The organism is Collinsella sp. wc0583, assembly GCF_046116915.1.
In the GTDB taxonomy this organism is placed as follows: Bacteria; Actinomycetota; Coriobacteriia; order Coriobacteriales; family Coriobacteriaceae; genus Collinsella.
On record NZ_JBJXBN010000004.1, the window covers coordinates 68,357 to 83,429 of the forward strand.

A 15,073-nucleotide genomic window follows, 5' to 3' on the forward strand; every position below is an offset into this window, starting at 1 on the left:
TTTTCTTTTATGCCGCCGCTGCATGGATTCGAACCTCGGTCGAGGCGCAGGCGTAAAGCGGACTATTTCCTGTCGACTCGTGTAAGATTTCGAGTAGGTGTCGCGGCCCATCCGTGACCACTCCTTCTTCAAGCGACCGATCAGGGTGATACTTCGTGGCAGAGCGTCCGACATACAAGCTCAGGTTTCTCGATCCCAAGAAGCGCTTTCCGGCGATGCCCGAGCAGCCTGCGGGGCGCTCATATGGCGTGGTCTGGAAACTCTTTGGCGAGGACCAGCATGAATCTTGTTATGTCGTCGAATTCGTTGGCAAAAGCCATGTGTCGCTTTTGGGCTACGTAAGCGTTTTGGGTGAGGTGTACAAGGTGGACCGCCCCGTTAGCGAGGCTCCGCTGCCCAACGATCCCGACATGGAGCTGGTCCTTGACGAGTCGGATTCCAGTATTGGTGAGATTATGGTAAGGGAAGCCAACGGTGCAATGCGTACGTGTGCGCAAACTGCCGGCTCTCCCGAAGGCCCCATGCGCGAGCAGTCCGACCACGAGACATGGAATTCGACCCGCGCCCTTCCATACGGCGAGTTCATGGCCTCGATGTTCTTGCGCTACGTGATATTTGCCAACTCCGAAAGCGCTATTGCGAACACGGCGGGCGTCGACGGTCTCGATGCGGACATGCAAAACGTTGTCGACAAAATAAAGCTCGTAAAGTTGCCCGAGCCGGTCGAGGTGTTTTTGGGCTTTAACACGGCACCGCTACCTGACGCTATCGAGACGCTGCTCTACCGTGTCGACCATGCCGAGAATCCGAGCGGTATCGAGCGTTATGCGGCCGCCCTTATGAGCGAGGTCGACTTGCCCCGACTGCGCACCATCGCCGCCAAGTCCGAGATGAGCCTGGCTCGCATCGATCGCTCAAAGCTTTTCTATCTCAATTTTGATCGTAGCCTGCTGGACCAGGACGAGATTGACATGCTGCTTGCCATCGAGTGCCGTCTCAACCGCCTCTCTGGCATCCTCGAGCGCATCGGGGCCGGATTGGCCCCTGCGGCATCCTCGCCGAGCCTTGAGGGCTGCGCGCTCTTTGATGCGTGGCATATCGCCAAGACGACCAACGATGTTCCCCGACTGCTCGATACGGCCTCGAGCGATAACCCGTGGGGCAAACCGGGTACGGTGGCTTGCCAGCCGGGCGGTGAGTGGGATGTGCGTACCCGCTTCGCGCGTATTGTCGAGGCGCTTAACGTGGTCACACGGCTCGACTATACCTATCGGGCAAACGTTGCCGAGGGGATTATGCTCGTTCGGTTTGGGCGGTCTGTCGTTGATGCCATGCCGCAACGTGAATACGACGCTCAGGATGACGCCTGGCGCGAGCTGGACGAGGACATGCGCGCGATCTGGGCCGCGGAGCACGATGCGCGCGTGGCACTGACGCTTGCGGCAGCGTGTTTTGCCGCGGGCACCTGCATCACGCGCTGCTATGTGCAGATTGCTGCTCCCGACAGGGAGCAGGGCGAGCGCGTTGTCGCAACGTATTTCTTTGGGCGCGCGGCCTATCTGGCCGATTGCGTGCCTGTCGCCAAGGATCTTGAGAGCATGGACATGGACGATATGCCGTGCAAGCGTGTGCTTGAGGCGTATGAGTCAACCGCTCCGGAGACGATTGAGCCTGCGGAGGTTCATGCTCGTCCGCGTGATGACCATCGCACACTTCCGCCGGCGCTGCGCGATCTGCTGCTTGCCGATACGGCTGACGAGTTGGAGGTCATGGAAGAGGACGACGACCCATACGTGGCCCGCGTTGTTGAATTGCGCGAGCAGGCAAAAGTCGACCGTACAGGTGCCTTTGAAGGCTTTTCCCGTCTTGTCGAGGAGTTGGAGGCTAAGTGCGCCGTCGCCGAGCTTTTGGCGACAGGTCCGGTTCAAACGCAGTTTTGCGATAACCAGCTGGTACGCATGGTGCTACCGGTGTTGGAAGAAGACCGCTCTGTGCGAATCCTTCGTGCGCCCGATGCGCTGTACTTTGCCCAGCACGAGATCTGCAGCTTTTACGCCGAGCAAGAGGACTTTGAACGAGCACTGCCCGAGGTGCGCCATCTTTACGATCTGGCACGCTCGTCCATGCAATCGCACTTTGCGCTCATCAACGTGCTTGCGCGTCTGGAGCGCTTTGACGAGATTATCGAGGTGGCGCGCCACGGCCTACGTATTGCCAGCGATCGTTCTGCAATCGGCTACCTGTTCTATCGCTTGGCGTTTGCCTATTGGAATTGCGATCAGCTCGACCTGGCGCTGGCTTGTTACCGTCTGGTGCCGCGCGGCGAGGAGTCGGGCAGTAGCGCGCTGGAAGAAATGCAGGGCCTTATGAATGAGATGGGCGTCAGCGAGCCTCCGACGTTCGAGGAGGCGGTCGAGACCATCCGCAAGGCTGGACTCGAGCTGCCGCCAGTGTCCGCCGTGACGAATCAGCTGGCAGATGCCGCTGTGCAACTGGTCGACAACGGCTTCTTTTTCCTGGCACGCGGTTGCATCTTCCAAATGTGGCGCACCATGGGCAACGACGAGCTCGGCTCCCTCAACCGCTCGCTGGGGTAGGCGAAGCCTCCAAGGAGGAAAGGATGCTAGGCAATTAGAAAATTTCCTCTTGCCCATCCTTGGCTGTTTGGTTACTATAGAACGGCTGTTACGGAGAGCTGACCGAGAGGCCGAAGGTGCTCGCCTGCTAAGCGAGTATGCCCCAAAAGGGCATCTGGGGTTCGAATCCCCAGCTCTCCGCCAGTTTAACTTTAAAGAAGGGTCCCATCGGGGGCCCTTTTTTATTATCGAGAAAGGGCGCTGGGGATTCGAACCCTCAAAAAAAGGAGGCATCCTTTCGGACACCTCCTTTCAGCGAGTGTATTGTTCTTCGATCTTACATCTCGGGCGCCTTGGCTACGGTCTCGCTCTCGGCTGTGAGCGGGCGGTTGTCGATACGACGGCCCAAGCGATCGAGCTTCACGAGTAGCCATTCAATGGGATTCGGCCCTGCGCCTTCCTCGTCGGCGACCAGGTCCATAACGGCGATCTTGGTGCCGTTCTGCTTGAGTGTAACGCTGCCCACCTTGTCGCCCACATGCACCGTGCCCGAAAGATCGTCGTAGCTAACCTTTTCGGTCACCTCGCCGGCAAGGGAAAATACGGTCGCTTGCGCCGTGGGATCGGCGAGCGTGGCGTCGATCGTCTTATCCGTCCAGTCGGTTTGACTAATGCGCGCCATAAGCGGGTTGCCGTTGGCAGTCTTTTCCTGCGTGTTGGCGATCGCGACCGTCGCCTTGTGGCCGTAGTACCAATTGGCAAGGGTTGCGGTATCGGTAAAGCGCTGGTCGGTGGTGGTGGAGTTCAAAACGACGGTGTAGATCTCGTCGCCATCGCGGTTGTAGGCACCCGTAAAGCAATAGCCTGCATCGTCGGTGGTGCCAGTCTTGCCACCGATGTTGCCATCTTGGCCCAGCAAATAGTTATGCGTGTCCATGGAATGCGAATGGTCGGTGCCGTCGGCGCCCGTGACCTCGATCCAGGAATCCTCGCTCGCTACGACCTTGCGGATCGTGTCGTTTTTCATGGCCTCCTGCATCATCAGCGCTACGTCGTGTGCGGTTGAGTGCATATCGCCAGCCCACTCATCAAAGTCCAGACCATGCGGGTTTTCAAAAAGCGTACCGGTGCAGCCGAGCTTCTTAGCGCGCTCGTTCATGGCCTTCACAAATGTGGCCTCGGCGTCTTTGGTCTTAGGGTCGATCTTCTTGCCCACATATTCAGCGAGCACGATGGCGGCGTCGTTGCCCGAGGGAATCATCAGGCCGCGCAGTGCCTGCTCCACGGTAAGCTCGTCGCCTTCGAGCAAACCGGCGGTCGAATTACCCACGGTGGCTGCGGCGTTGCTCACCGTGACCTTCTCGTCCATCTTGCAATTCTCGACGGTTAGGATTGCGGTCATGACCTTGGTGATCGAGGCGATCTTGACCTGCTCATCGGCGCCGCGGGCATAGTAGACGGTGCCGTCTTTGCCCATGACGAGGGCATTGGTCGCATCGATATCGGGCAGGTTTTCGGCCGTGATGCCGCGCGCATCGGCGGTTTTGCCGCAAACATTGTCGGTCGTGAGCACTTGGGCGCCGGCGACGGTGGGCACGCCAGCGGCAAGGGCGATAGCGCAGACAAAGCCGGCGGCAAGCTGGGCTGAGCGCTTTGCAAAAGAGGTGAGGGGCTTCACGGATTTCGCTTTCGACGGGATGGTCTCTTCTGGAACTAGAGTATATCGTTTGTCGGCGTCGGCGATCATCGCGTGCGTGCGTGGCCCACATCCGCGTTCGAACGGGCACAAGGGTGCTTAAGACCGACTTAATCACCCACGCTTGTTGTGTGTGGCGTGCGTCGCCTCAGGCATAATGGAGCGCGAGAGGAGCACGCATGAACGAGCGCATACTGGTAGTTGATGACGAAAAGGCCATCGCCGACTTGGTTGGCATCTACCTTACAAAAGAGGGCTTTGATGTCCAGATTGCCTATAGCGGGGCCGATGCTGCCAAGGCGATTTTGGAGCAGGAGTTCGATTTGGCGCTGCTAGATGTCATGCTGCCCGATATCGATGGGTTTGAGCTGCTGCGTACGATCCGTTCCAGCCATACCTATCCCGTGATCATGCTGACGGCGCGCGATGCCCAGCAAGACAAGATCGGGGGCCTTTCGCTTGGCGCGGACGATTACGTGGTTAAGCCGTTCCGTCCGCTGGAGCTCATCGCGCGCGTGCACGCTCAGCTTCGCCGCTACACCAGCTACGGTAGCCGTGCACAGGCGGCCGAGTCGCCGACCATTCAGCTCGACGGCTTGGAGATCAACCGCGACGCTCGTTCCGTGACGGTGGACGGTGCACCGGTACGCCTCACACCCACCGAGTATTCAATCTTGCTGTATCTGGTCGAGCATCGCGGCAGCGTGGTGGCCGTGGAGGACCTGTTCCGCGCGGTGTGGAGCGAGGATTTTATGCCCGGCTCCAACAATACGGTGATGGTGCACATTCGCCACTTGCGCGAAAAAATCGGCGACGACGCACAAAAGCCACGCTTTATCAAAAACGTCTGGGGCGTCGGCTACATCATCGAATAGCGCCTTTGATGGTGGGGAAGTGGATATGACAAAAGACGATAGGCAGGCATTCGAGGTACCCGATCGGCTCTTTGAATACGTGAGGTCGGTCGTCGACAACCGCGCGCTTGCAACGGTGCTGCTCTTTTTGCTGAGCCTGCTGCTGATTGGCATCGACAACATCGCCGGAATCTTGACGGTGCTGCTTGCCGGCTTTTTGCTGATCGATCGATTTGAGATCGTGCGCCGCTGCATGGTGATTGGCGGCGCCGCGTGGGCCATGACGTTGGCGATTGGCGCCATGGCGCTCGGCGGCATCGAAGGGCCGGTGCTGTTCGATGCCGGCTTTGTATTCAACATGCTTGGCTTTGTGCTGGCGCTTGCCGCGTGCGTGCTGTTCTTGTGTGGCCGCGCCCTGTACTACCAGGGCTACGAACAGGGCGAGCAGCATGCCGATTGTGTGCTGGCCGCTCGTATTCAAGATCGCCTGATCGATCACCCCGACACCTGGGACAACATCGACGGCGACTTCTTGGAGGTCGAGGGCGCCCTTAACCGCGTGCGTGACCGTGAGCGCAAGGTGCAACAGGCCTTGCGTGACGAGTCGCATCGCAAGGACGATCTGGTCACGTACTTGGCACATGACCTACGCACCCCGCTTGCCAGTGTGGTGGGCTATCTTTCGCTGCTGCAAGAGGCTCCTGAGCTGCCGGTTGAGCAACGTGCGCACTTTACGGGCGTGGCTCTCGACAAGGCGCACCGGCTCGATGCACTCATCGAAGAGTTCTTCGATATCACACGCTTTGACTTCCACGATATCGTGCTCACGCGCGGCTATGTTGATCTGGGGTTGCTGCTGGCTCAGGTGGCTGACGAGTTCTATCCCATCCTCAACGAGCAGCATAAGGAAGCCCAAGTTGATATCCACGAGGACCTGACGGTGCTCGTGGATGGCGACAAGATGGCTCGCGTGTTCAACAACATCATGAAAAACGCCGTCGCCTATAGCTATGAGGGCTCGACTATCACGATTGAGGCCGGGCGCCAAGACGATGGCGGCGTGCGCGTTCGCTTTATCAATCAGGGCGATCCTATCCCTGCGGCTAAGCTCAAGGTGATCTTTGAGAAGTTCTATCGCCTGGATGCGGCGCGTGCGACCAATCGCGGTGGTGCCGGTCTGGGCCTTGCTATTGCCAAGGAGATCATCGCGGCACACGGCGGTACCGTTGCATGTGAATCGACGCCCGAACACACGATATTCACCATCGAGCTGCCCGCCGCATAGCCAGCGTGCCCTTACAAACACTTGACAATGCGCTCACGTGCATATGAGCCGCGATTTCTACTATCGATACTGCTGAATTGATATCGATGTGGAGGTATGCGGTATGACGGCTGCTGCGGCTGTGGAGCCCACGGAGCTTGAAGAACTCATGGAAGCGCAGGCCGAGGCCGCGCACGAGCGCGAGGTTGGGGATGCGACTCGCCCCACGGCAGAGGATCTTGCCGCCTCGCCGACGCGCATCGACGTCGAGGGCCTCGACCTGTTCTATGGCGACCATCATGCGCTCAAGGACGTGAATATCAAGATCCGCGACAAGCAGATCACCTCATTTATCGGGCCTTCGGGCTGCGGAAAGTCCACGTTGCTGCGCTGCTTTAACCGCATGAACGACGGCATCAAGGATTGCCGTATCGAGGGCAAGATTGCGCTCGATGGTCAAGATATCCTGGGCGATTACGACATCTGCCGTTTGCGCCAGCGCGTGGGCATGGTGTTCCAGCGCCCCAACCCGTTTCCCATGAGCATCTACGACAACGTCGCCTATGGGCCGCGCGGTATGGGTGTGCGCGACCGCGTCGTGCTCGACGAGCTGGTCGAGGACTCCCTTCGTCGCGCTGCGCTATGGGATGAGGTCAAGGACAAGCTCAAAGAGTCGGGTCTGGGTCTTTCGGGCGGCCAGCAGCAGCGTCTGTGCATCGCCCGCGCGCTGGCCGTGCAGCCCGACATTCTGCTGATGGACGAGCCGACCTCGGCACTCGACCCTGTGTCGACGCTGGTGGTGGAGCAGCTGGCCTGTGAGCTCAAAGAGACCTGCACGCTCGTGGTCGTTACGCACAATATGCAGCAGGCGGCGCGTATCTCCGATTCGGTCGCATTCTTTTTGCTGGGTGAGCTGGTGGAGCACGCGCCCACCGCGCAACTCTTCAAGAATCCGACCGATCCGCGCACGGCGGATTATTTGACGGGGCGTTTTGGCTGATACCATCTAGTAAAGGTACCTTTAGGGTTAAGATGCGGTCATGCCGGCCGCAAAGGGGTTCAACATGATCTATTACGTCGAGGACGATGACAACATCAGGGATTTGACGGTCTATGCGCTGCGCAAGCAGGGGATTGAGGCCGAAGGCTTTTCGTGCGACGGTGAGTTTAAGGCTGCCGTGGCGCGACGGGTACCCGATGCCGTCCTGCTCGACATCATGCTGCCCGATACCGATGGCTTGGCGATTATGCGTCGACTGCGTGCCGATCGCCTGACGGCGACGGTGCCCATCATGATGCTTACCGCCAAGGATACCGAGCTCGACAAGGTGATGGCGCTCGATGGCGGTGCCGACGATTACCTGACTAAGCCGTTTTCGCTCATGGAGCTTGCGAGCCGCTGCCGCGCACTGCTGCGTCGCGGCGGCATGGTCAAGCAGGCGAGCGATGTGCTCAGCGTGGGCGACATCGTGCTCTCGCCCAGCCATCGCGAGGTGACCGTTGCCGGCGAGCCGCTTAAGCTCACCCTGCGCGAGTTCGACCTGCTCGAGTACCTCATGCGCAAGCCCGGCGTGGTTTTTACCCGCGAGTCGTTGCTGCAGAGCGTGTGGGGCTGGGACTTCGACGGCGGTTCGCGCACCGTTGACGTGCACGTGCAGACGCTTCGCCAAAAACTGGGCGAGCATGCCAGCGCCATCGAGACCGTGCGCGGCGTGGGCTACCGCTTGGCCGAGCCTTCTGCCGGCGATGGTGCCAAAGGCGACGACACCGCGGCCACCGCATCGGAGGAGTAACCCGTGGTCTTCGCCCCCCAGGGAAAACATACGCTGTCGCACCGCGTTTTTGTGACGATCTTTGTCTGCGCCATGGCGGTTATCGTGGCGTTTACGGTGCTGGGTGCGTTCTTTGTGCAAAACACCTTGGCGGATGCCACGAGTGCCAATCTGGCGCAGGAAACCGAGCTCATTGCTGCCGCTCTCGACGAACAGCAGGAGCCCATCCCGTTCTTGCGTAGTCTCGATCGCGAGGACTTGCGCATCACGCTGATTAACAAGGATGGATCGGTTGCCTACGACAACGAGGCGTCGCCTTCCACACTGCCCAACCATGGCGATCGCCCCGAGGTCATCGAGGCCTTTGAGAGTGGTTTGGGTTCCGCGGAGCGCGCAAGCTCTACGCTCGACGAGATTATGCTGTATCGCGCCGTCGCCCTTGATAACGGCCAGGTTGTCCGCTTGGCGCAGGCCCAGCCTGGCGTTGCGGCGATTTTGCTGTCGATGGTGGCGCCGATGCTGCTTATCGCAGCAGCGGGTGCGGTACTCTCGTTTTTTATGGCGCGCCGCGAGTCCCGTGCCATCATCGCGCCGTTGCAAGAGGTGGATTTGGACCACCCACGCCGTAGCTATGAGCACGCCTATGCCGAGATGGTCCCCATGCTTGAGCGTATCGAGTCGCAGCGCCAGGAACTCAAGCGCCAAATGGCGGTGCTAGCGGACAACGACCGTATGCGCCGCGAGTTCACGGCGAATATCACCCATGAGCTCAAGACGCCGCTTACGGCGATTTCGGGCTATGCCGAGCTCATCGCAAACGGCATGGTCGAGGGCGAGGGCGACCTGCGCAACTTTGGCGGTCGCATCTATCGTGAGGCGGGCCGCTTGGCAGCGCTTGTCAACGATATCCTTACGCTGTCTAACTTGGACGAGGCCGAGCGTGCAGCTGAGGGCGAGGCGGTGCCCATTGGGTCCACGGAGCCTATTGAGCTCTCGCGTGCCATCTACGCGGTCGAGCAGCGTCTTGAACAGGTCGCCCGTCAGGCGAATGTGACGATAAGTCATGAGACCAAGCCTGTGGTCATCGAGGGCGTGTCGCGCTTGATTGACGAGCTCATCTATAATCTGGCAAGCAACGCCATCCGCTACAATCGACCCGGCGGTACGGTTACGCTGCAGTGCGGCACCAACGACGAAGGCCATCCGTTCCTTGCGGTCGCCGACACGGGAATCGGTATCGCGCCTGAAGAACAGGGCAAGGTATTTGAGCGGTTCTATCGCGTGGACAAGAGTAGGTCCAAGGCACGCGGCGGAACCGGTCTGGGGCTTGCCATTGTCAAGCATGCGGCCCTGTATCATCACGCCACGCTCGATCTGTCGAGCGAGTTGGGCGTGGGAACCACCATTACGGTGACGTTTCCCATACAGCAGGACGAGCCATTCGCATAGCGATACAACATAGATATTGATGTAGACGCCGCATTTGACTTTCGGGTGCGGCGTTGTTGTGCAATTTTACGATTGCTTCCGACATTTTTACAGGAGAGCCTGTTTCTTATGTATAGAGTTTGGTCTCGGTAAAAAGATGCGATAACATACGGACAGTTTTGTCAATCCGAACTGGGGAAATGAAAGGCAAGCTGCATGACCCTTCTCGAACTGTTCCAGCTGCTGAAGAAGCACCTTCAGCTGGTCATCACCCTTCCGGTGGTCTGCGCGATCGCCATGGGCATCGTGTCCTTCGTTGCGATGGACAACACCTATACCGCGACGACGAGCATGTACATTCTCGCCAAGACCGACGATAGCGGTCAGATGAGCTACAACGATCTCTCGGCGAGTCAGATGCTTTCCAACGATATCGCCACGCTGCTGGATAGCGATAGCGTTAAGAGCGGCGCAGCCAATGAACTGGGCCTCACCGATCTGGATGACTACAAGGTGTCTGTTTCCTCCGAGACCACCACGCGTGTCATTACGCTTTCGGTTACCGGCACCGATGCCAAGGAGACGGCTAAGGTCGCAAAGGCCATAGCTAGCTCGGTGAGTACGGTCGCTCAGAACGTCGGCGCTGCCCAGAGCATCAACGTTATCGACGAGGCTAAGACCCCCGAAGCCCCCAGCGGCCCCAAGCGTATGCTGTACGTTGCTGTCGCGTTCCTCGCGGGCATCTTTATCGCAGTTGCCTATGTCGTTTTGGCAGACATGCTCAACACCCGCATCCGCGGTGCCGAAGAGGCAGAAGAGCTCCTGGGCATTCCCGTTGTTGGCCGAATTCCGGCTATGAAAGGTGGTAAATAGGCATGGCTAAGGCAAAGAACACCGATAAGCTCGTTGTACAGAATGCCGCCAAGACCCTTCTGGCCAACATCCGCTTTGCGAGCGTGGACGACCCCATTCGCACCATCACCGTTACCTCCTCGATTCCCAACGAGGGCAAGTCTACGGTTTCCATTAACCTTGCTCAGGCAATTGCCACGAGTGGCAAGTCCGTGCTCCTGGTTGAGGCCGATATGCGCCGCAGGTCCCTTTCCGATATGCTCGGCGTTCGTTCGCGCGGCGGACTCTATGCGGTTCTTTCCGAGCAGATCTCCATTGACCAGGCAATTGTCGAGACGGGTCAGAAGAACTTCTACTTCCTTGATGCCGAGCCGCATATTCCCAATCCTGCCGACATCATCGTCTCTCACCGCTTTGCCAAGCTGGTAAAGGCACTGTCTGCTAAGTTCCAGTACGTCATCTTCGACGCTCCCCCGGTCGGCACCTTCATCGATGCTGCCGAGATTGCCAGCCTGACCGACGGCACGCTGTTCGTGGTGCGCGAGGACTTCACCAAGCGCGAGGAGGCGCTCAACGCCATCGGTCAGCTTAAGAAGTCCGAGAAGGTCAAGCTCATCGGTACCGTTATGAACTACTGCGAGACCGAGACCAGCGAGTACTACTACTCCTACTACACCAAGGACGGTAAGAAGGTTAAGAAGGGCTCCGACGATCAGGGGACTTCCAAAAAGGGCATCTTCACCAACCGAGCAAACGTTTAGTTGATTAAGGCTGACCTATGCGTGACATTCATTGCCATATCTTGCCGGGTGTAGACGACGGCGCCGCCGATCTCGATGAGAGCTTGGCGATGCTCGAGGCTGCCAAGCGGGCCGGTGTAACCAGAATCGTTTGCACTCCTCACTGCCGTGATCCCTATTTTGATTACGACAAGATGTGGGATGCCTTTGAGCTGCTGCGTGATAACGCTGACGGTTTTCCGCTCCAGATGGGCTTCGAGGTCAACCATCGAAAGCTCGTTGAGCTTGGTATCGATGCCGCGGAGCACTTGCATTTCGATGGGACCAACGAGTTTCTGCTCGAACTTTCGACGCATGCCGATGCGTATGCGTTTAGAGAGTACGAGAACACGATTTACGATTTGCAGTGCCGTGGCTACCAGGTGATCATCGCTCATCCTGAGCGCTATCGTGCGGTTCAAAAGGATGTAAGCGTGGCGGAGCGTCTGGTCGATATGGGCTGCAAGCTGCAGGCTTCGGCGGACTTTATTGCCGGCGGTCGCTTTGGTCGCGAGAAAAAGCCGGCACAGCGCCTGTTCGATCAGAACCTGTACAGCTTCATCGCGAGCGATGCCCATAACGTGGGTCATTACGACTGCCTGGCGAAGGCTCGCGCGAAGTTTAGCGTACGCGGAGCTCATTTTCGCTAAAATCTGTCCCTAACGTTCGCATTGAATGAAAGGGCAGCCATGGATATCCAACTTAAGACGGGATGCTTTGATGACGCGGCGTTGGTGCGCCGCGTCGTTTTTATGGACGAGCAGGGCTACGAGAATGAGTTCGACGCTATCGACGAGGATCCAAACTGCATTCATGTGACGCTCTATGTAGACGGCGAGCTTGCCGGTTGCTCGCGCGTGTTTCCCGAAGAGCTTGAGCGCGTGGCTGACGCAGAGGCCCCGGTGTTGCCGGCATGCGACATGGACGAAGGCGTTGCGGCGGGGGAGACCTACATTATGGGGCGCGTCGCCGTGCTGCCGGCTATGCGTCGTCGCGGACTGGCGAGTGCGATCGTGGAGACCAGTGCTTCGTGTGCACGCGATGCCGGCGCCAAGCTTATTAAGCTGCATGCGCAGGAATACGTGCTGCCGCTCTATGTAAAGGCGGGCTACACGCAAATTGCCCCGGTAGATTACGAAGACGAGGGCCAGCCCCATGTCTGGATGGCCAAGCGCGTAGATGGCAGATAGGGACGTTCCTTTTCTGCCGGCAGCTGGGGACACTCCTTGGCAATTGACGCATTGGAGCGCTCGGACATACAGTTTTTCGATTCCGTATGTATATATGCGCGCTATTGGGTTATAAAATCTAAGTCTGAACATAGCAGGTCTGCGATGCGGCTCGGGCAACCGGGCCGTTTTTGCGGACGGGGGTAGCGCGAAAGGACTGCACATGCGTCAATTTAAGACCGAGAGCAAAAAACTGCTCGACCTCATGATCAACTCCATCTACACCAATAAGGAAATCTTCCTGCGCGAGCTTATCTCTAACGCGAGCGACGCCGTCGACAAGCTCAACTTTAAGAGCCTGCAGGATCCGAGCGTCAAGATCAACCAGGGCGACCTGGCCATTCGCGTCTCCTTTGATAAAGACGCCCGCACCATTACCATCTCGGATAACGGCATTGGCATGACCGCCGAGGAGCTCGAGCGCAATCTGGGCACCATCGCCCATTCCGGCTCCGAGGAGTTTAAGACCGAGAACGCCGAGCAGCAGGGCTCCGATGTCGACATCATCGGCCAGTTTGGCGTGGGCTTCTACTCTGCCTTTATGGTTGCCAGCCATGTGAAGGTCGTCAGCCGCGCCTATGGCGAGGATGTCGCCCATGTGTGGGAATCCGACGGTCTTGAGGGCTACACCATCGAGGACGGTGAGCGCGCCGAGCACGGTACCGATGTCATCCTGACGCTGCGCGAGAACGAGAAGCTCGATGCCGACGGCGAGGCCGAGACCTACGATCGCTTCCTGACCGAGTGGGGTCTCAAGAGCCTGATTCAGCAGTACAGCAACTATGTGCGCTACCCGATTCAGATGATGGTGTCCAAGAGCCGCCAGAAACCCAAGCCCGAGGACGCCGGCGACGATTACAAGCCCGAGTACGAGGACTACCAGGAGCTCGAGACCGTCAATTCCATGACACCGATCTGGAAGAAGCGCAGCTCCGATGTCGAGCAGAAGGACTACGACGAGTTCTACAAGTCCACGTTCCACGACTTTGACGATCCTGCGCGCACCATCAGCTTCCATGCCGAGGGCACGCTCGAGTACGATGCCCTGCTGTTTGTGCCGGGCCGCGCGCCGTTCGATCTGTACAGCAAGGATTACGAGAAGGGTCTGGCACTCTACAGCTCCAACGTCCTGATCATGGAGAAGTGCGACGACCTGCTGCCCGACTACTACAACTTTGTCCGCGGCGTCGTGGATTCCGCCGATGTGTCGCTCAACATCTCGCGTGAGACGCTGCAGCAGAACCGTCAGCTCAAGGCCATCGCCAAGCGTGTGGAAAAGAAGATCACCGCCGACCTTGAGGATATGCGTGACAACGACCGCGAGGCCTACGAGAAGTTCTTTGAGAACTTTGGCCGCGGTCTTAAGTACGGCATCTACTCGAGCTATGGCATGAAGGCCGATGAGCTCGCCGACCTGTTGCTGTTCTGGTCTGCCAAGGAACAGAAGATGATTACCCTGGCCGAGTATGCCAAGGGCATGCCCGAGGATCAGAAGGCCATCTACTACGCCGCCGGCGACTCGCGTGAGCGCTTGGCCAAGATGCCCGTGGTAAAGGGCGTGCTCGACCGCGGCTATGACGTGCTGCTGCTGACGCAGGACGTGGATGAGTTCACCTTCCAGGCTATGCGTGAGTACGTTGCCGCCGATATGCCCAAGATCTACGAGGACGATGCCGCCCGCGAGGCTGCCGAAAAGGCCGTGGCCGATGGTGCCGAGCCCGAGGTTGAGGATCGTCACCTGGAGCTCAAGAACGTCGCAACCGGCGATCTTGACCTGGCGACCGATGACGAGAAGAAGGAGGCCGAGGACGCCACCAAGGAGAACGAGGACCTCTTTAACGCCATGAAGGAGGCACTCGGCGACAAGGTCGAGAAGGTTGCCGTCTCTGCGCGCCTGACCGATGCTCCCGCGTGCATCACCACCGAGGGCCCGCTTTCGCTCGAGATGGAGAAGGTGCTCCAGAAGGGTCCCGAGGGCGCGCCCGACGGTATGCCCAAGAGCCAGCGCGTGCTCGAGCTCAACGCCAAGCACCCGGTCTTTTCCAAGCTCGTCGCCGCTCAGAAGGCGGGCGACGCCGACAAGATCAAGCAGTACTCCGGTTTGCTCTATGACCAGGCCCTGCTGGTCGAGGGCATTCTGCCCGAGGACCCCGTTGCCTTCGCAGCAGCTGTTTGCAACTTGATGTAGTTAGGTAGTTACGCGGTTTTACCAAACCGCGTAACAGCTCGACGCTGCAAACGCCCCTAAGCGGCAATCTGACGTTCAATCGTCGGTCGCGTATCGAAGTACGCTTCCCTCCTCTTTCGCGTCACCTTGCTCGCTTAGGGGCGTTTTCGCTGACTTATGCTCAACCAGCGACGCTTTCGTGGTCCTAAGTAGTCATTGGGGGCGTTTTTGTTTGACTAGTCGTTTAAGAACGTCCCCGATGCTATTTGAATTGCTAATTTGTGCGGGTTGTGGTTTTGTGACCTGCTGAAATTTAAGATACTGTACAACTGTACGTTAATTCGTCTTCGTAGTATATTGCTACCCGCAAAACTCAATACCATTGTGCTCTGAGACGCTAAAGCGCCTACGTACAATGGTTGTCGATAGTACGATTTGATTCAACGACAGGATGGA

At 58.4% G+C, this 15,073-nt stretch carries 12 protein-coding genes and 1 tRNA gene; 12 read left to right on the forward strand and 1 reads right to left on the reverse strand.

Annotation, left to right across the window (positions count from 1 at the left end; genetic code table 11):
• The first annotated feature begins 155 nt into the window (after positions 1-155).
• Entirely contained in the window at positions 156-2,597 is a 2,442-nt protein-coding gene (locus ACKUUJ_RS04445; RefSeq protein ID WP_409064786.1) for a tetratricopeptide repeat protein, read from the forward strand.
• A gap of 92 nt (positions 2,598-2,689) precedes the next feature.
• Positions 2,690-2,780 (forward strand) — tRNA-Ser (locus tag ACKUUJ_RS04450).
• Positions 2,781-2,913: 133 nt separating this feature from the next.
• Here ACKUUJ_RS04450 and ACKUUJ_RS04455 read toward each other — a convergent pair.
• Positions 2,914-4,254 (reverse strand): D-alanyl-D-alanine carboxypeptidase family protein, encoded by a 1,341-nt coding sequence (locus ACKUUJ_RS04455; RefSeq protein WP_409064787.1) that lies wholly within the window; start codon positions 4,252-4,254, stop codon positions 2,914-2,916.
• Positions 4,255-4,451: 197 nt separating this feature from the next.
• Here ACKUUJ_RS04455 and ACKUUJ_RS04460 point away from each other — a divergent pair, with 197 nt between their 5' ends.
• The 10 genes from ACKUUJ_RS04460 (at position 4,452) to htpG (ending at position 14,638) form a co-directional block, all read left to right on the forward strand.
• A complete protein-coding gene (locus ACKUUJ_RS04460) occupies positions 4,452-5,147 on the forward strand; it encodes a response regulator transcription factor (protein ID WP_117786109.1) in 696 nt (231 codons plus the stop codon).
• A gap of 25 nt (positions 5,148-5,172) precedes the next feature.
• Positions 5,173-6,411: a sensor histidine kinase KdpD gene (locus ACKUUJ_RS04465; RefSeq protein ID WP_117770431.1), complete on the forward strand. Its 1,239-nt coding sequence runs from the start codon at positions 5,173-5,175 to the stop codon at positions 6,409-6,411.
• Positions 6,412-6,514: 103 nt separating this feature from the next.
• Positions 6,515-7,390: a phosphate ABC transporter ATP-binding protein PstB gene (gene pstB / locus ACKUUJ_RS04470; RefSeq protein ID WP_192923895.1), complete on the forward strand. Its 876-nt coding sequence runs from the start codon at positions 6,515-6,517 to the stop codon at positions 7,388-7,390.
• A gap of 64 nt (positions 7,391-7,454) precedes the next feature.
• Positions 7,455-8,183 carry a response regulator transcription factor gene (locus ACKUUJ_RS04475; RefSeq protein WP_117786111.1) on the forward strand — a complete coding sequence of 243 codons (729 nt, stop codon included), beginning with the start codon at positions 7,455-7,457 and terminating at the stop codon, positions 8,181-8,183.
• A 3-nt stretch (positions 8,184-8,186) separates the two neighbouring features.
• On the forward strand, positions 8,187-9,611 hold the full coding sequence (locus ACKUUJ_RS04480; protein ID WP_117786112.1) for a cell wall metabolism sensor histidine kinase WalK: 1,425 nt from the start codon (positions 8,187-8,189) through the stop codon (positions 9,609-9,611).
• A 195-nt stretch (positions 9,612-9,806) separates the two neighbouring features.
• Positions 9,807-10,463: a YveK family protein gene (locus ACKUUJ_RS04485; protein ID WP_117786113.1), complete on the forward strand. Its 657-nt coding sequence runs from the start codon at positions 9,807-9,809 to the stop codon at positions 10,461-10,463.
• 2 nt (positions 10,464-10,465) lie between these two features.
• The gene (locus tag ACKUUJ_RS04490) at positions 10,466-11,203 is read left to right on the forward strand and encodes a CpsD/CapB family tyrosine-protein kinase (protein ID WP_055309657.1); all 738 of its coding nucleotides are present in this window, start codon (positions 10,466-10,468) and stop codon (positions 11,201-11,203) included.
• Between the two features lie 17 nt (positions 11,204-11,220).
• Positions 11,221-11,871 (forward strand): tyrosine-protein phosphatase, encoded by a 651-nt coding sequence (locus tag ACKUUJ_RS04495; RefSeq protein ID WP_022094060.1) that lies wholly within the window; start codon positions 11,221-11,223, stop codon positions 11,869-11,871.
• A gap of 39 nt (positions 11,872-11,910) precedes the next feature.
• The gene (locus tag ACKUUJ_RS04500) at positions 11,911-12,411 is read left to right on the forward strand and encodes a GNAT family N-acetyltransferase (protein WP_117786114.1); all 501 of its coding nucleotides are present in this window, start codon (positions 11,911-11,913) and stop codon (positions 12,409-12,411) included.
• A 202-nt stretch (positions 12,412-12,613) separates the two neighbouring features.
• Positions 12,614-14,638, forward strand: a complete 2,025-nt coding sequence (htpG, locus tag ACKUUJ_RS04505) for a molecular chaperone HtpG (RefSeq protein ID WP_409064788.1) — start codon at positions 12,614-12,616, stop codon at positions 14,636-14,638.
• Positions 14,639-15,073: the final 435 nt, after the last annotated feature.